Consider the following 22,780-nt stretch of genomic DNA (forward strand, 5'->3'; position numbering starts at 1 on the left):
GAAACGCGGCTATTTGCCGGCCATAGCCGAGGCGCTGGTCATCGGCGGCGGCGGTGCGGCACAATCGGAGATCGATTGCCCGTCCTTGCAGTTGCGCGCGGAAACCAGCGCATCCGCATCGGCAAGCTCCGTCGTCAGTTTCAGCCTCAGCGCCTCCATCTGCGACATCAGATGAATTCCGCTCGGTTCGGTTCCAAGCATCACATCGACAAGTCCCTCGTCGACGCCCATCTTGTCGAGGAAGCGGACGAGCCGCGTCCGCTGCGCTTTGTCGAGCTTCGTCGTGTCGTATTTGCCGACGAATTTTCGCCCGATCTCCTTCTTGGAAAGCACCTTGCGCTTGCCATCCACCATTTCATATTCGGTGCGATATTGGACGCGCACTTCGCTGTAGGTCGTGGTGATCTGGTGAACGCCCAGCGATGCGAAAGGACTGGAAACACGCTGAACACCGCCCGCGAAAAACAGCGGGCATGCCGAAAAGCAGATCGCGTCCGCGGAAAAGGCCTGTCCCTTGATCGAGCCGTCCTCGGCAAGGGCCGCTGGGCAGATGGGTTCGGCATAGGGGCATGCCCGCGAGCGGGTGCGGCCGACGGCGATCGAAAGCTTCTGTTTGCGGATGGTGCGCGCCATCTCCATCGCCGCCTTGACATCGCCGCCCGGCGAACTGACGACGATCGGCAATTGCCGATTGCCAAGCTGCTTCAGGAACTTCTGCAGCTTCCTCGGCGTGTCGGACATGATCTGCCCCTCGGCGGAGATCCAGTCCGGGCACGTGTTGCCGGCGCGGCATTGACCCATCTCACCATGGACAAGCAGGAAGCGCATCGGCGTGCCGCCGGCGACGCCTGTCGCTTCGGCAAAGGCTGGCGCAACAAGCAGAGGCGAAACGGCCGTGACAAACCACAACGCCGTTCGGCAGCACCGCACAGCAAGCTGCGGGAAAAAACGAAAGTTCATGAGGTATGCGCCTGGAAGCGATTACTTTGGCAAGACCGATAGCAACCGCTTTGGGCCTTCGCAAGGCGTGCCGGCGCAATGCCGCATCATTTGCGAAAACGGCCAGTCCCTTGCGACAAAACCCACCTGCTGCAGAGCGGCTGCAAGATACAAGCAGATCGCCAAGCATGCTTGCTGTGCAGGCACCATCTCAATTTGCTCTTCCATCAGCCGCAACATTTCGGTGGCAAATATCGTGCTATAGGACGGCGCCTTCTGTATCAAACCGCGACCATCAGGCGACCGCTGTCGTGGCACTTGAAGCGTCGATTCAGTGAGATTTTTGTTATCCCGACGCCGTCCTCGGCGCTCCGCCCTTGACACCGGGACACCGGCATATGTACAGCGCCGTCGCGATAAGACCAGTAGAATGGCATTTTTTGCGATTAATGCCCATTTTGGGCGAAGATTTATGCAAACTTACACGTATGAATATTAAAATATATGAAAATGAAATTATTTCTGGTCCTGTGGTATTTTTGCGTCTAGCATTCACTCATAAATCCGGTATTTGATAACGATAACACGCTGTGGGCGCTTCAACCTTTATGTCCTATATCATCACCGCCGAGAGACAATTGCTGCTTTCTGCCGAGCTCGCTACTGCTCGGACGCAAACAGCGTTTGCGCTGGCGCTGGAGCAGGCGGGGTTGGCTTTTGGCTTCAGCTATATGGCTTTCATGAATGCCCCGGTTCCCGACGATGCGATGATGACGCCGCTGCTGATCGAAGGCACCGTGCCGGCGCAATTCGTGCGTGATTTCGATCGTCAGCAGCTTGTACGGCGCTGCCCAATGCTGCTGCGCACGCGGGACTCGGTGCTGCCACGCTCCTGGCATCTATTGGAAAAAGACATAGAGCGCGACAGCGATCTTCCGCGCGAACTCCATACGCTTTTGATCAATTACAATTGCCCGATGAGCGTGATCATCCCGGTCAATTCACCGGATGGTCAGCGTCTTCTCTTCTGGTTCATGGGCAATCGCAATAGTCTCGGTCAGAGCGAAATCAACGAGCTCACCCTGATCATGCTTCAGGCGCTGGATTCCTATAATTGCCTGAAGCGCAGCGATAGCGCCGTGCCGCATTCGCTCTCGGCCCGCGAACTCGAAGTGGTTCGCTGGACGGCCCAGGGCAAGACCTCGGTCGAAATCGGCCAGATCCTTTCCCTCTCCGACCATACGGTCAACGCCTATATGATGAACGCCATCAAGAAGCTCGATTGCGTCAATCGCACGCAGCTCGTCGCCAAGGCCATCCGCCTCAAGTTGATCAGCTAGAGCAATTCCAGCACCGGCAACAGGACCCGGCATTGTCGATGTCCGGCCGCTTACGGCTGGCATCCGCCATGAAAGCGGCGAATGCCCGCTTCGCACTCAGCGGCCGCCCAGCACCGTGCGGATTTCCACGAGGTTCGAACGCACCCGCAGGATGTGGAAGCCCATCGTCGCAAGGTGGCTTGGCATGAACGAGCTGTCTTCGCGGCCATTGGAGATGATCATCGGCTGAATGCGGAGCGCCGTCTGCAACATCCCGAGCGTGTCGTTCCAGAGCCTGCCGACATTGCGTTCGGCGATCACCTGCTGAAAATCCGCGCCGGCCGCGCTTAGAATGCCGTAATTGGCATAAAGCTGGCCATAGGCAAACCAGAAGCGATCGTCCGCGCGCGTGTCGAACCATCCGTAGCTATAGTTTTGCGATCGGTCCGCCAATATATTTGCCGTGCTGCCAAGGTCGCCGGCGACGTGGTCGAGAAACTGCAGGAGATTGTCCGCGCGTCCATCGAAAACCGCCTTGCAGTTACCGAGATCGGTATTGAAGTTGCGCAAATTGGTGATCGCGGCGCGATAATAGCTCGGCGTTGGTGTCTTCGGTCCGAACGGATGCAGACCGAAATACCAGCTCGATTCGTCGAACTGCAGATTGCCACGCGCCTTCTGCAGATCGCCGTTGATGCCCGAAGTTCCGCGCACGCGGCCGATCGTGTCGACCAGTTCCGCCGAGGTGCGGCGAACCACCGAATTTACGCCTCTTTGGAAGGACGCCTTGTTGTCGAGGAAAGGCGTGTCGTCCCATGAAATGCTGAAGAACCCGAGCTTGTAAAGCAGCATTGAGGAGATCCAGGCATTCTGGTTGACGTTGAAATCGGTAAGATCGGCGGCGACATCCACGACCGCCGAGGTTTGGCACGCCTTTGGCGCTACGGCGGCTGCCTGCTGCCCTTGCGCCGCCGGAAACTCCTCTCCCGCGGAGAATTTGCGCTCGGAGAACTTGTAGACGTCGGGATAGGCCGGATTGAACCCGGACCAGATCTGCGTCTGCCAGATGAAATAGATGTAAAGCACCGCCAGCAGCGTCACGAAGGCGGCGACCGGCAGCTTGATCAGCCAGTTGCTGTGGCGGTACCAGCCGCGCGCGGCAAGAAACGGCCATGCCAGTCCGACGAAAACCAAGCCCAGCCAACGTGTAATGGCGGCCCAGATCCGCTTCAAGAATGCTGTGATCGAGCTAAGCATGGACACGCCTCCTAAACCGCAACCGCGCATCCTGCCCACACGCGAAGGACGCACCACACTGAACCTGCGCACCGGCCCTTCCGAAAATCCCTTTCGATTTTCATAGGATAGGCCTTATCGCCATTCGCGTTCCAGCAAATATGTGTTCTTGAGAAAAACAACAACCGTTTGCACCGAATTTTCGATGCTGGATAGAATTTATCCCTCCGGTTGCGCGTCGCCGGCAGTTTCCCCCGCATCCTCGGGCACGGGCGGCAGGTGAGGCTTCAGCCGCCTCGTGAACACGGCATCGACATGCGCCTTGCGCGCAGCCAGATCATGCCCGGCCAGCACGTTTGCCTCGAAAACCTGGATCAAATTCTCGACCGCGGTCGTCCGCGCAGCCACGATTGCAGGGCCATCCGCGTTTGACGCCAATGCCTTCAGCAAGGCGATCCGTTGCTCGATATCGACGGCCGATTTGGCTGCCATGGCGCTGACGGCGGCAACTTGAACATTCAGGGAGGCGGCCAGGCTCTCATAGATATCGATCAGGCGCTGCCCTGCCGTCCGACCCGACTGAAGCCCGGCCTCCTGCCGCCGAATACCATCCTGCTCGGCGAGCAGATCGCGATAATCCGCATCCAGATCGGATTGCAAATCGGCATGGCGCGAGGAAGGACGATTGCGCCGCTGGTACATGAGTTTCGCCGTCAGGGCATCGGCTCGGCGCTGCACCTCCTCAATATCGAAATCGAGTTTCCGCCGGTACTCGATCACGCCTTCGAGATGGAACTCGCAATCATGAAAGCATCGCGACAGGGCAGGCCTAGCCTGTTTGAAGAGGAGATCCAGTTCGGCCGAGACATCCAGAACCGCTTCGAGCTCGGTGATGATAGCCTGAGGTTTCGCAGGCCCGCGCGCCAGCTTCCTGCCGAGCAGGCTCGCATCTTCAAGACCGATCTTCTCGTCGAACAACCGTTGATGCTGCAGATCGGCCTCTTGCGTTGCGCGATCGAGCTCCTTCACCAGCGACGAAGCGAGCGATTTCCAGCGGTCGAGCAGCTCGACAGCCTCGCGCACCAACACTTCCTCCATGGGAAAGTTGATGGCGCCGCGACGCTCCTCGCCCCTGGCATGGCCGGCCAGTGTCGCGACGGCCGCGTTCGCGCCATTGATGGCGTCATCGAGCGTCGCGCTTGCCTTGTCGAGCATGCCGTCGAAGGAATGAGGCATGAGCATGAAAGCATCTCTCCCCTGCCGTGGGGGCAAGACTAAAGCATGTCGCGCAAAAGTGTGTAGCGGTTTTGCAATAACGACATGCAAAAAATCGAGAGCTTAAAGATCGCGCCGCGCTTTAAGCGCTTCCGCCGGCGAAGAAAATGTTCGAAGGAACTATTGCGCCAAGGGATTCTTAAGATAGGCGATCAGATTGTCGAGATCCCTCTCGCTCTTGAGGCCTGGAAACGTCATCCTGGTGCCCTTGACCAGGAATTGCGGCCCCGGCAGGTATTTCCGCAACAGGGCCTCGTCCCAAACCTTGCCATCCGCGCTGAAGGCCTTCATCGCCGGCGAATAGGCATAGTCTGGCACGCTTGCGACCGGCCGGCCGACAACGCCCATCAAAGAGGGACCGACGCGGTTTTCAAGCGCAGTTGCCGTATGACAGGCGGCGCATTTCTTGAAAACAATAGCACCCGCTACCGAATCTCCATCAGCAAGCGCCGGAAACGCCGCGGCAAGCATGAAGACGGCCGGCGCCAAACAAAGCAGTTTCATCGTCTCTCCCGATTGAATTTCCCCGCGTCATGCCGGCCAGGTGCCGTCACTCGCAGATGATCGCCTCTTCCCAATGACGGCGGCAGAGCGAAACATATTTGTCGCTGCCGCCGATCTCGATCTGCGCGCCTTCGCGCACGACCTCGCCGGCGGCATCCAGCCGCACGACCATCGTCGCCTTGCGGCCGCAATGGCAAATCGTCCGTACCTCGCGCAATTCGTCCGCGATGGTCAGCAGCTCCTGCGATCCCGGAAACAAGCGTCCGTGGAAGTCCGTGCGCAACCCATAAGCCATGACCGGCAGACCGAGACGATCGACGATATGGGCAAGCTGCCACACCTGCTCGCGCGTCAGGAACTGGGCTTCATCGACGAAGACGCAGTTCAGGGGCTCGCTCGCATGCATGTCTTCGACTAGGGCGTAGAGATCATCGCTGGTCTCGAAAGGTATGGCGTCCATCGTGAGGCCGATGCGGGAGGCGATCGTGCCACGGCCGGCGCGATCGTCGAGAGCTGCGATGAAGGCGGCGGTGCGCATGCCGCGCTCCTGATAGTTATAGGCCGCCTGCAGCAGCATGGTCGATTTGCCGGCATTCATCGTCGAATAATGGAAATAGAGCTTGGCCATGACATTCTCCTTGAATGCTTCATGGGTGCTGCGAGATGATAAGAAAAGGTATCCACGGCAAAAACCACAGGATTCAGGAGCGATAGGTTTGCGGCGAATGCTCCGAAAACGATCGGGCAGAAAAACACAGGCGTCGCAATCAGCCCCCTTAAACCGCCGCAAATACACTGTGGTCGCTTGAAAATGTCGGTTATTGATGGTTGCTTGGGAACGTTAGACTGGGAGTCACGCAATGATAAAAAAGACCCTTACTGCATTCGCTTTCGCATCAGCTCTTTCCACACTGACATTGGGCGCCACGGCCGCCTCCGCCGCCGAGCCGGCAAGCTGTAGCACCGTACACTTCGCCGATGTGGGCTGGACCGACATCACCTCCACCACGGCCACTGCCTCCGTCCTCCTGAAGGCTCTTGGTTACGACACCGACGTCAAGGTGCTCGCCGTGCCGGTGACCTATCAGTCCCTCAAGAACAAGGACATCGATGTCTTCCTCGGCAACTGGATGCCCTCCATGGCCGAGAACATCAAGCCGTTCGCCGCAGACAAGTCGGTCGAAACCGTCCGCGCCAACCTGGAAGGCGCCAAGTACACGCTGGCGACCAACGAAAAAGGTGCCGCGCTGGGCATCAAGGACTTCAAGGACATTGCCGCCCATAAGGATGATCTCGACGGCAAGATCTACGGCATCGAGCCGGGCAATGACGGCAACCGCCTGGTGATCGACATGCTCGACAAGAACACCTTCGGCCTCAAGGGCTTCGAAGTGGTTGAATCCTCCGAGCAGGGCATGCTTGCCCAGGTCTCGCGTGCCGACAAGGAAGGCAAGCCGATCATCTTCCTCGGCTGGGCGCCGCATCCGATGAACACCACCTACAAGATGACCTATCTCACCGGCGGTGACGACGTCTTCGGACCAAACTTCGGCGGCGCAACCGTCTACACCAATGTCCGGGCCGGCTACCTGCAGGAATGCCCGAACGTCGGCGCCTTCGTCAAGAATCTCGTCTTCTCGCTGCCGATGGAAAACGAAATCATGGGCAAGATCCTGAATGACGGCAAGGATCCGGAAGTGGCTGCCACGGAATGGCTGAAGGCCAATCCGGCCGCGGTCACGCCCTGGCTTGCCGGCGTCACCACCAAGGACGGCGGTGACGGCCTGGCGGCGGTAAAGGCCAAGTTCGGCCTGTAATGGGTGGATGGAGGGGCGGCCAAACCGCCCCTTTCTCTTCCTTGGATGGACTGCTTGCTTTCGCGTCCCGCCACCGCCCGGACAATGGTCCGCGTGGCGTGACAGACCGTTATTCTTCGGCGGCACCTCCGGCATCGTAAGTAACAATCGGAAACGCCGCCCCCAATCGTGGGCAAAGACGTGAACTGGTTAACCGATTACCGCATTCCCATCGGGCCTTGGGCCAAAGCTGTCGTTGATTGGCTGACGACCAACGTCACATGGTTCTTCGACGGTCTTTCCTTCGTCGTCGCGCACGTGATCAATGCGCTGCTGTTCCTCCTGCAGAAACCGCACCCGCTGATCGTCGTCGTCGTCTTCGCCGCCATTGCCTATTGGATGCGCCGCAGCGTTGCGGTCACGGCCCTGACATTCATCGGCCTGCTCATTACCATCAACCAGGGCTATTGGAAGGAAACGACCGAAACGCTCGCGCTGGTGCTGGCCTCCACCTTCGTCAGCATGCTCGTCGGCGTGCCTCTCGGCATCGCGGCAGCCCGGCGCCCCTGGCTCTATGCCTTCATGCGGCCGATCCTTGACCTGATGCAGACCATTCCGACCTTCGTCTATCTAGTGCCGGCAATGATCCTGCTCGGCCTAGGCATGGTGCCGGGTCTGGTCGCCACCGTCGTCTTTGCCATTCCCGCTCCGATCCGCATGACGCGCCTCGGCATCATTTCCACACCGCCTTCGCTGGTGGAAGCGGCCGAATCCTTCGGCGCGACGCCCCGGCAGGTGCTTCGCAAGGTCGAGCTGCCCTTCGCCACGCCGCAGATCATGGCCGGCCTGACACAGACCATCATGCTGTCGCTCTCGATGGTCTCCATCGCGGCTCTCGTCGGCGCTCCCGGCCTTGGTGTGCCGGTTCTGCGCGCGCTGAACAGCGTCAACGTCGCCAAGAGCTTCGATTCCGGCGCCTGTATCGTCATTTTGGCGATTATTCTCGACCGCATGTTCCGTGCCCCAGGCGAAGGAGATCGCTCATGACCGTCGCTGTCGGCTTCAAGAATGTCAGCATCATCTTCGGCGATCGCCCCGATGCCGCGTTGAAACTCGTCGACGCGGGCAAATCCCGCGACGAGATCGGCAAGACAACGGGCATGGTGCTCGGCGTCGCCAACGCTTCGCTGGAGATCGAGGAAGGCGAAATCCTCGTGCTCATGGGCCTCTCGGGCTCAGGAAAATCGACGCTGCTGCGCGCCGTCAACGGCCTTGCGCCGGTCGTGCGCGGCGATGTCGTCGTCAACACCAAGAACGGCCCGATCAACCCTTACACCTGCAGCCCCAAGGCGCTGCGCGATCTACGCATGCATACCGTCTCCATGGTGTTCCAGCAGTTCGCCCTTCTGCCCTGGCGCACGGTCGCCGACAATGTCGGCTTCGGGCTCGAGCTTGCCGGGGTGCCGGACGCTGAGCGCAAGAAGCGCGTCGACGAGCAGCTTCAGCTCGTCAATCTCGCCCAATGGGCCAATCGCAAGGTCAACGAGCTCTCGGGCGGCATGCAGCAGCGCGTCGGCCTCGCCCGCGCCTTTGCGACCGGCGCACCGATCCTTCTCATGGACGAGCCGTTCTCCGCGCTCGACCCCTTGATCCGAACCCGCCTGCAGGACGAGCTTCTGGAGTTCCAGCGCCGCCTGAAACGCACCATCCTCTTCGTCAGCCACGATCTGGACGAGGCATTCCGCATCGGCAACCGCATCGCCATCATGGAAAGCGGCCACATCATCCAGTGCGGAACGCCGCAGGAGATCGTCAAGAATCCGGCCGATCAGTATGTTGCAGATTTCGTGCAGCATATGAACCCGATCAGCATGCTGACGGCACGCGACGTCATGCAGCAGGGCGTCGGCCATTCGGCCAATGCCGGCTCCGTCACCGCCACGGCAACCGCCGCCACGCCGCTCATCGATATCCTCGACGCTCTGACGCGCCAGCCGGGCAATATCGGCGTCGTTGACAACGGCACGATTATCGGAACGATCTCGGCGCAGGATGTGGTGGCCGGTCTCACCAGCCACCGGCGTAAGGAGTAGCCGTTCACGGCTGCTCCCCGATCCACGGAGCAGGTCATGAGCGACAAGCCATCGGTGATCAGGGAAACGGACGAGGAAGCGCGCAAACAGGCGCGCGACCTCATGCATACGGCAGCGCATGCGGCACTGGCCGTCATCGACCCCGAAAACGGCTTTCCTTCGGTGAGCCGCGTTCTGATTGCGATGGATACCGGCGGCGTTCCGGTCATTCTCGTCTCCGGCCTTTCCGCGCATACCAAGGCTCTGGTGAAAGACCCGCGTGCTTCGGTGCTTTTCGGTGAACCCGGCAAGGGCGATCCCCTCGCCCATCCTCGCTTGACCGTGCGATGCGACGCGCAGCGCCTCGACCGGCAAAGCGAGGCGCATGAACGCATTCGCGGCCGCTTCCTCGACCGTCACCCGAAATCCAAGCTCTATATCGACTTTCCGGATTTCTGCTTCTTTCGCCTCGTTCCGCTTGACGCCAGCCTCAACGGTGGCTTCGGGAAGGCCTATATTTTGTCCTCGAGGGACCTGATGACGCCTTGAGCCGAAGACAAAATCGGCCGGCAATAAAATCATACAATAGTGCGAGAATTAGTAGGCGGGCGGCCCGGCGGCCATCGACCATTATTGGTAGGATGCAGCCACGTTGTGACCAAAATTGACGTATTTGCGGTCGGGAATGCCAACAATCAACCTATTTTGGGCTAATTCAGGCCGTGTAGGGCACCTAAAGCGCCCTTTGCGCTATTGCCGTGACGTTATACATACATACCTAAAATAGCATACTCGATACCTTAAATTTAGGTATATACAATCTTCGACCCGTCTTGGTATTGTTAGATATCGGTTAGGTGCCGGTTTAGAAACAGCACAATTTCTGATGTACGCTCCGCATTGGGAAGATTAACACATGAAGACAAGAAATTTGGCCGAACACTCCAATGTTGCGGCAGCATTACTATCAGCAATGGCGAACCCAAAGCGTCTTTTGATCCTTTGCAGTCTTGTTAAAGGCGAAGTTCCCGTTGGTGTTTTAGCCAATCAGGTCGGATTAAGCCAGTCAGCGCTCTCCCAGCATCTTTCGAAGCTGCGCGCTCAAAAGCTGGTGAAGACGCGCCGTGATGCTCAAACGATTTACTACTCCAGCACATCGGAATCCGTCATTCGGGTTCTTGAAACGCTGGAAGACATTTATTGCGAGCCGGAAAAAAGTAGATCAGCTGCTTAAGAGCTTTCAAGAGCTCTACGTCTGCTGACGAACGATCCGTGGGAACACTTAAAGACCCCTATGGATCGACTAGCTTTCATTACCAGGTGTTTTACCATTTTTAGCTGGCAAGTCTTCGGATTTGCCAGTTTTTTCGTGTTTGCACCAAGATTGCCCCGGCGGCGCGCTTCGACAGGCTGTGCCTTGGCGTCCATAGATCCAGTCCTCGATCCGCAGCCTCTCCCCTCCTTCGGCGCCATCTTTGCCTTGACGCAAAAAGGCCGGCTGATAATTTGACCAGGCAGTAAATATAATCACGTGGCGCCGCGCCGCGATCGGGAAAATGGCCCCCGAATGGCCGTTGGAGAACAGCATGTCGGACCGTTTGAATGCCGCCCCTAATGATTTGCGCGCCTTCTGGATGCCGTTTACGGCCAACCGCCAGTTCAAGAAGGAACCGCGCCTGTTCGTCAGCGCCAAGGATATGTATTACACCACCCATGACGGCCGCCAGGTTCTGGATGGAACAGCCGGATTGTGGTGTGTAAACGCGGGACACTGCCGGCCGAAGATCACCGAAGCGATCAGCCAGCAGGCGGGCGAACTCGATTATGCCCCCGCCTTTCAGCTCGGCCATCCCAAGGCTTTCGAGCTGGCGAACCGCCTGGTCGACATCGCGCCTGAAGGCCTGGATCACGTGCTCTATACGAATTCCGGCTCGGAGTCGGTTGAGACGGCGCTGAAGGTGGCGCTTGCCTATCACCGGGTGAAGGGCAACGGCTCGCGCTTCCGCCTCATCGGCCGCGAGCGCGGCTATCACGGCGTCAATTTCGGCGGCATCTCCGTCGGCGGCATCGTCTCGAACCGCAAGATGTTCGGCACGCTCTTGACCGGCGTCGATCACATGCCGCACACGCATCTTCCCGGTAAAAACAACTTCACCCGCGGCGAGCCCGAGCATGGCGGCGATATCGCCAGCGAACTGGAGCGCATCGTCACGCTGCACGATGCATCGACCATCGCGGCCGTCATCGTCGAGCCGGTTGCCGGCTCCACCGGCGTCCTCATTCCGCCGAAGGGCTATCTGCAGAAGCTGCGCGAAATCTGCACCAAGCATGGCATCCTGTTGATCTTCGACGAGGTCATCACCGGTTTCGGCCGCCTTGGCACCCCCTTCGCCGCGCAATATTACGACGTGAAGCCGGATATGATCACGACCGCCAAGGGCCTGACCAACGGCGTCATCCCGATGGGCGCGGTCTTCGTCGCCTCGGAGATCCATGATGCCTTCATGCAGGGACCCGAGCACATGATCGAGTTCTTCCACGGCTACACCTACTCCGGCAACCCTATCGCGTCAGCCGCAGCGCTTGCGACGCTCGACACCTACAAGGAAGAGGGCCTGCTCACCCGCGCCGCAGAACTTTCCGACTACTGGGCCGACGCGCTGCATTCCCTCAAGGACTGCCCGAACGTCATCGACATCAGAAACACCGGCCTGATCGGCGCCATCGAGCTCGACCCCATTGCCGGCGAACCCACTAAGCGCGCCTTCACCGCCTTCCTGAAGGCCTATGAGAAGGGCCTGCTGATCCGCACCACAGGCGACATCATCGCCCTCTCACCGCCGCTGATCATCGAGAAGCATCACATCGACGAGCTGTTCGGCAAGTTGAGGGAGATCTTGCAGAATAATATCTAGCTCGCCTTTCATGAGTCGCATTACGATCCGCGAAATCGAAAAAGTCCCCTCTCCCCGCATGCGGGGAGAGGGCTAGGGTGAGGGGCTTTCCACGGGGACAATAAGATGCGCGGACCGGAGCTAAAGACGACACAACGCGCACGCAGTCTCCGGCAATCAGACAATGATGCCGAGGCAAAACTCTGGTCGGAACTTCGAGACCGCCGCTTGAATGGCGTTAAGTTCGTACGTCAATTTCCGATCGGTCCATATTTCGCTGATTTCGCCTGTCGAGAGTTATCCCTTGTTGTTGAAATCGACGGTAGCCAGCACGCGGACAGTGAACAAGATACCATTCGCGATGCATTCATGACTGCTGAAGGCTGGTCAGTAGTTCGCTTCTGGAACATTGATGTACTGACAGCCATGCCTTCCGTTCTCGAAACTATCGTGGCTATTTGCGACGGCCGACTGACAGGTCCCGTCATAGCGCTCGACTTGAAATTTTTCCCGGCTACTCGCCAAGAATAGCCCCTCACCCCAGCCCTCTCCCCGCTTGCGGGGGAGAGGGGGTCCGTTAGCTCTGTATTCGTCAGAAAACACAGCCCTATCAACAAATTCGGACAGATCCCCTCTCCCCGTAAAACGGGGAGAGGGTTAGGGTGAGGGGCAATACGGAATCACAGCGGATGCAGGAAAACACCATGACCACCAAACTCGAACGCTATATCGACCAGGGCGTTGGCCGGGAGCCTGCGGATATCGTTCTCAAAAACGGACGCTTCTTCGATCTGGTGACGGGGGAGCTGGTCGCTTCGGATATCGCCATTTGCGGCGACCGTATCGTCGGCACCGGCGGCGATTATCAGGGTCGCGAGGAGATCGACATCTCCGGCCGCATCGTCGTGCCGGGCTTCATCGACACGCACCTCCATATCGAATCCTCGCTGGTGACGCCGCTCGAATTCGACCGTTGCGTCCTTCCCTATGGCGTCACGACAGTCATCTGCGACCCGCATGAGATCGCCAATGTGCTTGGCACGGAAGGCATTCGCTATTTCCTAGATTGCTCGCTGGAAACCATCATGGACATTCGCGTCCAGCTTTCCTCCTGCGTGCCGGCAACGCATCTGGAAACTTCCGGTGCCGATCTGCCGATCGAGACGCTCCTGCCCTTCCGCAATTATCCGAAGGTGATCGGGCTTGCCGAATTCATGAATTTTCCCGGCGTGATCCACAAGGATCCCGTCTGCATGGCAAAGCTCGAAGCCTTCCAGGGCGGCCATATCGATGGCCATGCCCCCCTGCTGCGCGGCAACGACCTCAACGGCTATCTCTCAGCCGGCATCCGCACGGAGCATGAATCGACCACCGCCGAAGAGGCCCTGGAAAAGATCCGCAAGGGCATGCATATCCTGGTACGAGAAGGCTCCGTCTCCAAGGACCTGCACGCCCTGATGCCCATTATCACCGAGCGCCTATCGCCTCATCTCGCGCTCTGCACAGACGACCGCAACCCGCTCGATATCGCGGAACAGGGGCATCTCGACTATATGATCCGCACGGCGATCGCATATGGCGTCGAGCCGCTGGCGATCTACCGCGCCGCTTCCATCTCCGCCGCCCGCGCCTTCGGTCTGCGTGATCGCGGGCTGGTGGCACCCGGCTGGCGCGCCGATCTCGTCGTCATCGATAGCCTCGACAACTGCAAGGCCGAGATCGTTTTCTCCGCAGGTAGGCAGGTGACGGCCGAGCTCTTCGCCACCCGTAATTCCGTCGATCCGGTCGGCCTCGACAGCGTCAAGGCCCGCCCGATCAATGCCGCGGACTTCGGCGTGCCGGTCAGCGAAGGCGAAAGCTCCGTCATCGGCGTGACACCAGGCAAGATCATCACCGAACACCGCCGCTACCGCCTGCCGACCAAAGGCAACGAGACCGATATCGACCTCGGCAACGATGTCATCAAGGTCGCCGTCATCGAACGGCATGGCAAGAACGGAAACCACGCCAACGGCTTCGTCCAGGGTTTCGGCCTGAAGAAGGGCGCGATCGCCTCGACCGTCGGCCATGACAGCCACAATATCTGCGTCGTCGGCGTCAACGAGGATGATATGGCTCTTGCCGCCAATCGCCTGAGCGAAATCAACGGCGGCTTCGTCGTCGTCGAGGATGGCGCCATCACCGGCGAGATCGCCCTCCCCATCGCCGGCTTGATGAGCCTGGAGCCCTATGAGAGCGTGCGCGATACGCTGCATCATCTGCGCCAGGCGGCCTATGCCCTCGGCGCGACGCTGGAAGAGCCCTTCCTGCAGCTTGCCTTCCTGCCGCTACCCGTCATTCCACATCTGAAGATATCGGACAGAGGCCTGGTCGATGTCGACAAGTTCATGCTGATCGGCTGACGGCGGCAATCGTCCGTCCTTGTTTCGATCCCCCCACCTGGATTATCCTGTGTGCTTTCCTGCTCGGAAGCCGCAGGGAGGGGATGGTGCGAAATCTCGCTTATGCGACGAGTTGGCAGCTACTTGCGCTGCTGTTGACCGCGTCTCTTCCTGCATCTCAGGCCCAAGCCTTCATGCCTGACGATGTCTACACGAGCGTCTGTGTCGTTACCGGCCAGGGACCGGAAAATCGGGCCAAGGGCTTTGCCGATTGCCTGGATAAGGTTCTGCCCCGCGTTTCCGGCAATTCGCGATTGGCTGACGGCCCTCTCATGCGGACCGCTCGCGAGCATGCGGCCGACTACATTGAGGAATTCACTTATCGCGACAGGCTCGCGGGCCGTCCCATCCACGATGAGCAAGGCACCCACGACAGACCCTTCGACCTCACATGCCGCTTTCGCAAGGAACGCATCGACGATCTGGTCGAGAGGCTCGGCACCCACCCTTGGCTCGCCAAGCGGCCGGTGCTCGAAATCCTGTTGACTGTCCGTCGTGGTGAGTTGAGCCATCAGGTAACGGCCGAGAGCGGTCGCGATTTGGCCATGCGCGAAGCATTCACGGCAGCGTCCGATCTAACCGGCATCGACGTCGTTTTCCCTTCCGAGGGGAAGTTCCAAGCCGGTTCGACAGCGGGCACCATTCCCTTATCAGGCGATTTGGAGTGGGATGAGAGCGCCCTAGGCTGGGTCGCAACGTGGACGCTAAGCGATCAGCAAAGCGGCATTGGACCGCATGACGTGACATGGCAGGTGCGAGGCGTCAGTTTCGACGATGCGTTCCGCACGGCCCTTAAAGGTGCCGCGCAGATTCTATCGGTAAACGGCGAACCCGCCGGCGCCTTGGTCCCTGTCAAACAATAGGCCTTCGGCCAACTTCGATTATTCGACCCGGCCGCAATAGACGTCCAGTGCGGCAAGCGCCACCGTCGCTCCGGCATCCGCCGTGCCAAACCCCGGCATGGCGATCGTCTTGCCGAGCTTGATATCCTTGGAAAGTGCGACCTTCACCGGCTTGCGGGAGAGATTGAAGACGAACAGCAGCGTCTCCCCTCCCTTGGAGCGCGTGAAGGCGAGAACGTCTTCCTCCGTGTCGAGGAAGGTCATGTCGCCGTCGCGCAGGGCGGCATGCTCTGCGCGGAAGGCCAGCGTCTGACGGTAGTGATGCAGCACGGAGCCTTCGTCCACCTCCTGCTTGTCGACCGCGAGTGTCGCATGCTGATAGGGAACCGGCAGCCATGATTTGTCGGCGGTGGTGAAGCCGGCATGGGCGCGGCTCGCTTCCCAGGGCATAGGCGTACGGCAGCCATCGCGTCCCTTGAAGGCCGGCCAGAAACGAATGCCATAAGGGTCGCGCAGATCCTCGAAGGCAAGCTCCGCCTCGGGAAGACCGAGCTCTTCGCCCTGATAGAGGCAGATCGAGCCGCGCAGGGTTGATAGCAGTGAGATCGCAAGCCTCGCGACGCGCGGCTGCTCTTCCTCCGTCTCGGCAAAGCGGCTGACATGGCGTTTGACGTCGTGATTGGAGAAAGCCCAGCAGACCCAGCCATCGACGACATTATCCTGAAAATCGCCGACACAACGGCGGAAATGCGCCGGGGTGAATTCCGGGCCCAGCAGGTCGAAGGTGTAGCACATATGCAGCTTGTCGCCGCCGCTGGTATAGGCGGCAACGGTCTGCAGCGAGCGTGCGCCATCCCCCACTTCGCCGACGGTCGCGCGATCCTCATATTGGTCGAGCAATGCCCGGAACCGCTTCAGGAAATCGATATTCTCCGGCTGCGTCTTGTCGTAGAGATGGTTCTGCATCCCGTAAGGATTGCTCTCGGGGGCATCGAGGCCGCCCGTTGCGACAAGCGCCGGCGGATTGTCCCGCAGTTTCTTGTCGCAGAAATAGTAGTTGACCGTATCCAGGCGGAAGCCGTCGACGCCGCGGTCGAGCCAGAATTTCACCGCCGCCAGCACGGCATCCTGAACCTCCGGATTGTGGAAATTCAGGTCCGGCTGCGAGGTGAGGAAATTGTGCTGGTAATATTGCCGGCGCACGCCGTCCCATTCCCAGCCGGGGCCACCGAAAATCGACAACCAGTTGTTCGGCGCCGTGCCATCCGGCTTCGGATCGGCCCAGACATACCAGTCCGCCTTGGAATTGTCGCGGCTTGCCCTGCTCTCCACGAACCACGAATGCCGGTCCGACGTATGCGAGATGACTTGGTCGATGATGACCTTCAGCCCCAATTCATGCGCCACAGCCATCATCTCGTCGAAATCGACAAGGGTGCCGAAGATCGGATCGACGTCGCAATAATCGGCGACGTCATAGCCCATATCCGCCATCGGCGAGGTGAAGAACGGCGCCAGCCAGATCGCGTCGACACCCAGTGCGGCAATATGAGGCAGGCGTCGGGTAATCCCCTTGATGTCGCCGAGCCCGTTGGCATCCGTATCTTGAAACGACCGCGGGTAGACCTGATAAATCACGGCCCCGCGCCACCAGTCGGCTCCCGCCGCTTTATTCGTCGATTTCATCAAACCGCCTCAATATCGCACCAGCTCCTTCAGTTTGCACACTCCGCCGCAAGCGGCAAGCTGCATTCAGCCATGCGGCAAACTCGGCTACCTGGGCGGGTAAATTCACGGTATCAATTTTAGAGAATTATCAATATGAAAGTTCACACATGAAGCTCCTGCGTCGTTTAGGGGCTTGAAAGCGACGTCGCTTTCGATAACTTCGCGCATTGACCTGCACGTACAGGTCACCTGCGGATCAAAAACACCCTTGTAAAACAAGGACAATAACTCCAGGAAAGTGGGAAAACATATGGCGCATATCACCAGAAAATTTATCGCTGCGGCTTTCGTCAGCACAATATTGAGCGTTTCCGCGCATGCCGCGACCCTCAATATCCACAACGGCGGCGACCCGACTTCGCTCGATCCGCAAAAAATTTCCGGCGATTGGGAGAACCGCATCGACGGCGACATCTTCGAAGGGCTGGTGACCGAAGATCCCAAGGACAACCCAATTCCCGGCCAGGCTGCAAGCTGGACCATTTCGCCCGACCAGAAGGTCTATACCTTCAAGCTTCGCGATGGCATCAAGTGGTCCGATGGCCAGCCGGTGACGGCTCAGGACTTCGTCTTTGCTTTCCAGCGCCTGATGGATCCGAAGACCGCCGCCCAGTATGCCTATCTGCAATACACGATCAGGAACGCGGAAAAGATCAACAAGGGCGAAATCAAGGATCTCACCCAGCTCGGCGTCAAGGCGATCGACGACAAGACACTGGAAATCACGCTCGAGAACCCGACGCCTTACTTCCTCAACGCCTTGATGCACTACACGGCCTATCCGCTGCCAAAACATGTCGTCGAAGCCAAGGGCGACCAGTGGGTCAAGATCGGCAACATCGTCACCAACGGCGTCTACAAGCCAACCGAATGGGTGCCTGGTTCGCATGTCAGCATGGTCAAGAGTGACCAGTATTACGGCGCCAAGGACATCAAGATCGACAACGTCAACTACTATACGCTGGAAGACCAGGCTGCCGCTCTGAAACGCTACCGCGCCGGCGAATTCGATATCCTGACCTCCTTCCCCGCCGACCAGTTCGATTGGATCCAGAAGAACCTTCCAGGCCAGGCGCATGTCGTGCCGTTCCTCGGCACTTACTATTACGTCATGAACGCCACCAAGCCGCCCTTCAACGACAAGCGCGTCCGTCAGGCGCTCTCCATGGCCGTCAACCGTGAAGTCATCGGCCCGAAGATCCTCGGCACCGGCGAATTGCCGATGTATTCCTGGGTGCCGCCGGGTACGGCCAATTACGGCGAACCGGCTCAAGTGAGCTGGAAGGATGAACCCTACAAGCAGAAGGTCGAAGAGGCCAAGAAGCTGCTGAAGGAAGCGGGCTTCGGCCCCGACCATCCACTGAAGGCGCAGCTTCGCTACAACACGAACGACAACCACAAGCGCATCGCCGTTGCGATCGCCGCCATGTGGAAGCCGCTCGGCGTCGATATCGAGCTCTATAACACCGAAACCAAGGTGCATTACGATGAAATGCAGCGCGGCGAGGTGCAGATCGGCCGTGCCGGCTGGCTCGCCGACTACAACGACCCGATCAACTTCCTGAACCTGCTCTCCACAGGCGTCGAGATGAACTACGGCCGCTGGAGCAACAAGGACTACGATGCTCTGATCAAGCAGGGCAATGAAGAAATCGATCTGAAGAAGCGCGCCGAAATCTACAAGAAGGCCGAACAGCTGGCCCTCGACGACAGCGCCGCGATCCCGATCTACTACTACGTTTCCCAGAACATCGTCGCCCCGAAGGTCCAGGGCTTCGTCGACAATATCCAAGACATCCACCGCACGCGCTGGCTGTCGATCAAAGAATAATTGGGAACAGGCTCCCTCCTGGACACCACCGGGAGGGAGCCGTCTAAGATCATGTTTGGCTATGCTCTCCGTCGTTTGCTGTCGACAATCCCCGTCTTGTGGATTGCCGTGACAGTGTGTTTTTTCATTCTGCGCCTTGCTCCCGGCGGCCCCTTCGATGGCGAAAGGCCATTGCCGCCGGAAGTCAAAGCCAACCTCGCGGCTCATTACAACCTCGATAAGCCTCTGGTTGAGCAATACCTGATCTATGTCGGCGACGTCATGAAGGGCGACCTTGGCCCCTCCTTCGCCAACCAGGACTTCACCGTCACCCAGCAGATCATGTCCGGCTTTCCCTATACGCTGACCATCGGCGGCACCGCCTTCGTGCTCGCGACTATCGTCGGCGTGTTGATAGGCTGTCTTGGGGCACTCTATCAGAACCGCGCGGCCGATTACTGGCTGGGCGGCGGTCTCCTGATCGGCCTGGTCATGCCGAGCTTCCTGATCGCCCCGATCCTTCAGCTTGTCTTCGGCAACGCGCTCGGCTGGCTGCCGGTCGGCGGCTGGGGCGATGGCTCGGTCAAGTTCCTGATCTTGCCCATCATCGTCCTGACCCTACCGCATGCGGCCCGTATTTCGCGCCTGATGCGCGGTTCGATGATCGAGGTGATGAGCCAGAACTTCATCCGTACCGCCAAGGCCAAGGGTATCGGTCCGCGGCTGACGGTCATGCGTCACGCGCTGAAGCCGGCCATGATGCCGGTCGTTTCCTATCTCGGACCCGCGGCAAGTTATCTCCTCACGGGTTCGCTGGTCGTCGAAAGCATTTTCGGCCTCCCCGGCGTCGGCCGCTACTTCGTCGGCGCGGCGCTGAACCGCGACTACGGCATGGTCCTCGGCACGGTCATTTTCTACATGGTCCTGATCGTGGTCCTCAACCTGCTGGTCGACATCGCCTATGCCTGGCTCGATCCGAAAGTGAGAATGCGATGATCCTCAATTCCGCCAAGAGAGAATTGCTGGAAGCGGAGTTGCTTTCGGCAGAAGGGCTTGCGCCCAAGGGGCGTTCGCTCACAGGTGACGCGATGCGTCGCCTGCTGCGCAACAAGGCCGCGGCACTTTCGCTGATCGTGCTCGCAGTGCTGGTTCTGGTCGCCATCTTCGGCCCGTATTTCCTGCCCTTCAACTACGAGGATCCGGACTGGAACTCCTTCCGCGGCGCTCCGGACTTCGCCGCCGGCCACTATTTCGGCACCGATGGCAACGGCCGCGACCTGCTGGCCCGCACGCTTTACGGCACCCGCGTTTCGCTGACCGTCGCGCTGGTGGCGACCCTCGTCTCGGTTGTCATCGGCGTGCTTTATGGCGCTGTCGCCGGCTATTTCGGCGGTCGCGTCGATGCGATCATGATGCGCTTCGTCGATATCATGTACGCCCTACCCTATGTCCTCTTCGTCATCCTGCTGATGGTGATCTTCGGCCGTAACGTCTATCTGCTGTTTGCGGCGATCGGCGCGCTGGAATGGCTCACCATGGCCCGCATCGTGCGCGGCCAGACCTTGTCGATCAAGCAGCGGGAGTTCATCGAAGCCGCACGGGCCTCCGGCCAGCGGTCGTTCAAGATCATCCTCAAGCACATCGTGCCGAACCTCGTCGGCCCCGTCGTCATCTATGCGACGCTCACCATCCCGGAGATCATCGCCACGGAAAGCTTCCTGTCCTATCTGGGCTTCGGCGTGCAGGAGCCGCTGACATCGCTCGGCACCCTGATCGCCGAGGGTTCCGCGGGCATGGAAACCACGCCCTGGATCCTGTTCTTCCCCGCCGGCTTCCTGGTCGCGCTACTGATGAGCCTGCTCTTCATCGGCGATGGTCTGCGCGACGCTTTCGATCCGAAGGATCGCTGACATGACAGAAACACTTCTCGAACTCAAAGACTACTCCATCACCTTCCGCACGCCGGAAGGCGAAGTGGCGGCGGTCTCGAAAATGAACCTCAAGGTCGGACGCGGCGAGCGCATTGCTATCGTCGGCGAATCCGGCTCCGGCAAGAGCCAGACCTTCCTCGGCCTGATGGGCCTGCTCGCCAAGAACGGCCGCACCAGCGGCCAGGCGCTGCTGGATGGCAAGGACCTGCTGACGCTGAAACCGCGCGAACTCGACCATGTGCGCGGCAAGGACATGGCCATGGTCTTCCAGGACCCGATGACGGCGCTCAATCCGTCGCTGCGCATATCACGACAGCTGACCGAGCAGCTCGAGGTTCACGGCGGGCTGACGGCGCGCGCGGCTTCGGCGGCGGCGCTCGATATGCTGAAACGCGTCGGCATTCCCGACCCGACGCGCCGCTTCAATCTCTATCCGCACGAGCTTTCGGGCGGCATGCGCCAGCGCATCGTCATCGCCATGGCGCTGCTCACCAAGCCGAAGCTCCTCATCGCCGACGAGCCGACGACGGCGCTCGACGTAACGATCCAGGCGCAAATCCTCGATCTCTTCAACGAGTTGACGGCGGAAATGCACACGGCGCTCGTCATGATCACCCATGACCTCGGCGTCGTTGCCGGCCTCGCCGATCGCGTCGCCGTCATGTATGCCGGCCGCATCGTCGAGGAGGCGCCGGTCGAGGAGCTGTTCGAAAGCCCGGCGCATCCCTATACGGCAGCGCTTCACGCCGCGATCCCAAGGCCCGACCAGGATGTCGACGATCTCACCGTCATCCCCGGCCGCCCGCCGAACCTGATGCATCTGCCGCGCGGCTGCTCCTTCTCGCCGCGCTGCGCGCATGTGCAGGACGACTGTCTGGACGCGGCACCACCACTCGATCCGCTTGCGCCGCGACGCTGCGCGGCCTGCTTCCATCCCCTCTCGACTGATCAGGAACGGAGCCGCGTCCATGGCTGAACAAACTCTTCTGAAGGTCGAGCATCTGACCACCGAATTCGAACTGCCGTCGAAATCCCTCTTCAAGCCGCCATTGGTGCTGACGGCGGTCAACGACGTCAGCTTTGAGCTGAAGACCGGCCGCACGCTCGGCATCGTCGGCGAGTCCGGCTGCGGCAAGTCCACGCTCGGCCGCTCCATTCTGCGGCTGATCAGGGCGCAGAAAGGCCGCATCCTCTGGCAGGGCGGCAATCTCCTCGATCTCTCCGGCGAAGAGATGCGCGCCGCCCGCCGCGACATGCAGATCATCTTCCAGGACCCGATCGCTTCGCTCGATCCGCGCATGACCGTCGGCGATATCATTGCCGAGCCGCTGACCGTCTTCGAACCGAAACTGACCCGCGCGCAGCGGCAGGATCGCGTGCGCGAGATCATGGCGGCCGTCGGTCTCGTTCCCGAGATGATCAACCGCTATCCGCATGAGTTCTCGGGCGGACAGGCGCAGCGCATCGGCATTGCGCGTGCGGTCATCACCCGGCCGAAACTCATCATCTGCGACGAGCCGGTCTCGGCACTCGACGTCTCGATCCAGGGTCAGGTCATCACGCTCCTGCGCCGCCTGCGCAAGGAGTTCGGCCTCACCTTGATCTTCATCAGCCACGATCTCTCGGTCGTGCGCCTGATCTCGGACGATGTGCTGGTGCTCTATCTCGGCAAGGTGGTGGAAGCGGGCGAAGCCGCGACGGTCTTCGACCATCCGGCCCATCCCTATACGCAGGCATTGTTCTCCGCCGCCCCCATCCCAGACCCGAAGCTGGCGCGCGGCCGCGAGCGCATCCGCCTGCAGGGAGACCCGCCCTCGCCGCTCAACCCGCCGCCGGGCTGCGTCTTCTCGCCCCGCTGCTGGAAGGCGACCGATGTCTGCCGCACGAAGATGCCGCCGACCGAACATGTGCGCCCGGGCCAGACGGCGGCCTGCTATCATATGGACAGGCCATAGAACCGTAGAAGTGTGGACGGCGGCCGCCGCCGTCCACC

General features: G+C 59.9%; 21 protein-coding genes and 1 pseudogene. 15 read left to right on the forward strand and 7 right to left on the reverse strand.

The window, feature by feature from the left end; translation table 11 throughout:
• Positions 1-9: 9 nt before the first annotated feature.
• Positions 10-960: a COG3904 family protein gene (locus tag ACPYOP_RS13085; protein WP_481410814.1), complete on the reverse strand. Its 951-nt coding sequence runs from the start codon at positions 958-960 to the stop codon at positions 10-12.
• Positions 961-1,547: 587 nt separating this feature from the next.
• Here ACPYOP_RS13085 and ACPYOP_RS13090 point away from each other — a divergent pair.
• Positions 1,548-2,279, forward strand: coding sequence for a helix-turn-helix transcriptional regulator (locus ACPYOP_RS13090; RefSeq protein ID WP_481410815.1), 732 nt, complete (start codon positions 1,548-1,550; stop codon positions 2,277-2,279).
• Positions 2,280-2,375: 96 nt separating this feature from the next.
• Here the strand turns inward: ACPYOP_RS13090 and ACPYOP_RS13095 are convergent, their stop codons facing one another.
• The 4 genes from ACPYOP_RS13095 to ACPYOP_RS13110 all read right to left on the reverse strand — a co-directional run bounded on the left by ACPYOP_RS13095 (position 2,376) and on the right by ACPYOP_RS13110 (position 5,901).
• Complete coding sequence (locus ACPYOP_RS13095) at positions 2,376-3,515, reverse strand: DUF2333 family protein (RefSeq protein WP_481410816.1); 1,140 nt, start codon at positions 3,513-3,515, stop codon at positions 2,376-2,378.
• Positions 3,516-3,713: 198 nt separating this feature from the next.
• Entirely contained in the window at positions 3,714-4,736 is a 1,023-nt protein-coding gene (locus tag ACPYOP_RS13100) for a hypothetical protein (RefSeq protein ID WP_481410817.1), read from the reverse strand.
• 153 nt (positions 4,737-4,889) lie between these two features.
• Positions 4,890-5,273, reverse strand: coding sequence for a c-type cytochrome (locus ACPYOP_RS13105; RefSeq protein ID WP_481410818.1), 384 nt, complete (start codon positions 5,271-5,273; stop codon positions 4,890-4,892).
• Positions 5,274-5,319: 46 nt separating this feature from the next.
• Positions 5,320-5,901, reverse strand: coding sequence for a thymidine kinase (locus tag ACPYOP_RS13110; protein WP_481410819.1), 582 nt, complete (start codon positions 5,899-5,901; stop codon positions 5,320-5,322).
• 232 nt (positions 5,902-6,133) lie between these two features.
• Here ACPYOP_RS13110 and ACPYOP_RS13115 point away from each other — a divergent pair, with 232 nt between their 5' ends.
• The 5 genes and pseudogenes from ACPYOP_RS13115 to ACPYOP_RS13135 all read left to right on the forward strand — a co-directional run bounded on the left by ACPYOP_RS13115 (position 6,134) and on the right by ACPYOP_RS13135 (position 10,375).
• Positions 6,134-7,090 (forward strand): choline ABC transporter substrate-binding protein, encoded by a 957-nt coding sequence (locus ACPYOP_RS13115; protein ID WP_481410820.1) that lies wholly within the window; start codon positions 6,134-6,136, stop codon positions 7,088-7,090.
• Between the two features lie 180 nt (positions 7,091-7,270).
• Positions 7,271-8,116, forward strand: coding sequence for a choline ABC transporter permease subunit (gene choW, locus ACPYOP_RS13120; RefSeq protein WP_112340727.1), 846 nt, complete (start codon positions 7,271-7,273; stop codon positions 8,114-8,116).
• On the forward strand, positions 8,113-9,162 hold the full coding sequence (choV, locus tag ACPYOP_RS13125) for a choline ABC transporter ATP-binding protein (protein ID WP_481410821.1): 1,050 nt from the start codon (positions 8,113-8,115) through the stop codon (positions 9,160-9,162). Before choW ends, choV begins: the two co-directional genes overlap by 4 nt.
• A 36-nt stretch (positions 9,163-9,198) precedes the next feature.
• Positions 9,199-9,681: pseudogene (locus tag ACPYOP_RS13130) on the forward strand (HugZ family pyridoxamine 5'-phosphate oxidase); the annotation flags it as partial.
• A gap of 376 nt (positions 9,682-10,057) precedes the next feature.
• Positions 10,058-10,375 carry an ArsR/SmtB family transcription factor gene (locus ACPYOP_RS13135; RefSeq protein WP_004116664.1) on the forward strand — a complete coding sequence of 106 codons (318 nt, stop codon included), beginning with the start codon at positions 10,058-10,060 and terminating at the stop codon, positions 10,373-10,375.
• A gap of 69 nt (positions 10,376-10,444) precedes the next feature.
• Here ACPYOP_RS13135 and ACPYOP_RS13140 read toward each other — a convergent pair whose 3' ends face one another.
• Entirely contained in the window at positions 10,445-10,729 is a 285-nt protein-coding gene (locus ACPYOP_RS13140) for a hypothetical protein (RefSeq protein WP_481410822.1), read from the reverse strand.
• On the opposite strand from ACPYOP_RS13140, the gene aptA reads away from it, so the two are divergent.
• The 4 genes from aptA to ACPYOP_RS13160 all read left to right on the forward strand — a co-directional run bounded on the left by aptA (position 10,728) and on the right by ACPYOP_RS13160 (position 15,339).
• A complete protein-coding gene (gene aptA / locus ACPYOP_RS13145; protein ID WP_481410823.1) occupies positions 10,728-12,056 on the forward strand; it encodes an omega-aminotransferase AptA in 1,329 nt (442 codons plus the stop codon). The genes ACPYOP_RS13140 and aptA overlap by 2 nt on opposite strands.
• A gap of 105 nt (positions 12,057-12,161) precedes the next feature.
• Positions 12,162-12,566: an endonuclease domain-containing protein gene (locus ACPYOP_RS13150; RefSeq protein WP_481410824.1), complete on the forward strand. Its 405-nt coding sequence runs from the start codon at positions 12,162-12,164 to the stop codon at positions 12,564-12,566.
• A 173-nt stretch (positions 12,567-12,739) separates the two neighbouring features.
• Complete coding sequence (gene ade / locus ACPYOP_RS13155) at positions 12,740-14,437, forward strand: adenine deaminase (RefSeq protein WP_481410825.1); 1,698 nt, start codon at positions 12,740-12,742, stop codon at positions 14,435-14,437.
• A gap of 86 nt (positions 14,438-14,523) precedes the next feature.
• Positions 14,524-15,339, forward strand: a complete 816-nt coding sequence (locus ACPYOP_RS13160) for a DUF2066 domain-containing protein (protein WP_481410826.1) — start codon at positions 14,524-14,526, stop codon at positions 15,337-15,339.
• A gap of 18 nt (positions 15,340-15,357) precedes the next feature.
• Here the strand turns inward: ACPYOP_RS13160 and bglA are convergent, their stop codons facing one another.
• The gene (gene bglA / locus ACPYOP_RS13165; RefSeq protein WP_481410827.1) at positions 15,358-17,004 is read right to left on the reverse strand and encodes a beta-galactosidase BglA; all 1,647 of its coding nucleotides are present in this window, start codon (positions 17,002-17,004) and stop codon (positions 15,358-15,360) included.
• A 292-nt stretch (positions 17,005-17,296) separates the two neighbouring features.
• Between bglA and ACPYOP_RS13170 the strand changes: the two genes are divergently transcribed.
• Genes ACPYOP_RS13170 through ACPYOP_RS13190 form a run of 5 tightly spaced genes read left to right on the forward strand, consistent with a single transcriptional unit; the run spans position 17,297 to position 22,742 of the window.
• On the forward strand, positions 17,297-18,877 hold the full coding sequence (locus ACPYOP_RS13170; RefSeq protein WP_481410828.1) for a peptide ABC transporter substrate-binding protein: 1,581 nt from the start codon (positions 17,297-17,299) through the stop codon (positions 18,875-18,877).
• Positions 18,878-18,928: 51 nt separating this feature from the next.
• Positions 18,929-19,852, forward strand: a complete 924-nt coding sequence (locus ACPYOP_RS13175) for an ABC transporter permease subunit (RefSeq protein WP_481410829.1) — start codon at positions 18,929-18,931, stop codon at positions 19,850-19,852.
• Positions 19,849-20,766, forward strand: a complete 918-nt coding sequence (locus tag ACPYOP_RS13180) for an ABC transporter permease subunit (RefSeq protein ID WP_481410830.1) — start codon at positions 19,849-19,851, stop codon at positions 20,764-20,766. Before ACPYOP_RS13175 ends, ACPYOP_RS13180 begins: the two co-directional genes overlap by 4 nt.
• Position 20,767: 1 nt before the next feature.
• Positions 20,768-21,763 carry an ABC transporter ATP-binding protein gene (locus ACPYOP_RS13185; RefSeq protein ID WP_481410831.1) on the forward strand — a complete coding sequence of 332 codons (996 nt, stop codon included), beginning with the start codon at positions 20,768-20,770 and terminating at the stop codon, positions 21,761-21,763.
• On the forward strand, positions 21,756-22,742 hold the full coding sequence (locus ACPYOP_RS13190) for an ABC transporter ATP-binding protein (protein WP_481410832.1): 987 nt from the start codon (positions 21,756-21,758) through the stop codon (positions 22,740-22,742). The genes ACPYOP_RS13185 and ACPYOP_RS13190 overlap by 8 nt, the downstream gene beginning before the upstream one ends.
• Positions 22,743-22,780: the final 38 nt, after the last annotated feature.

This window comes from Rhizobium sp. KNZ2-6A, from assembly GCF_056755475.1.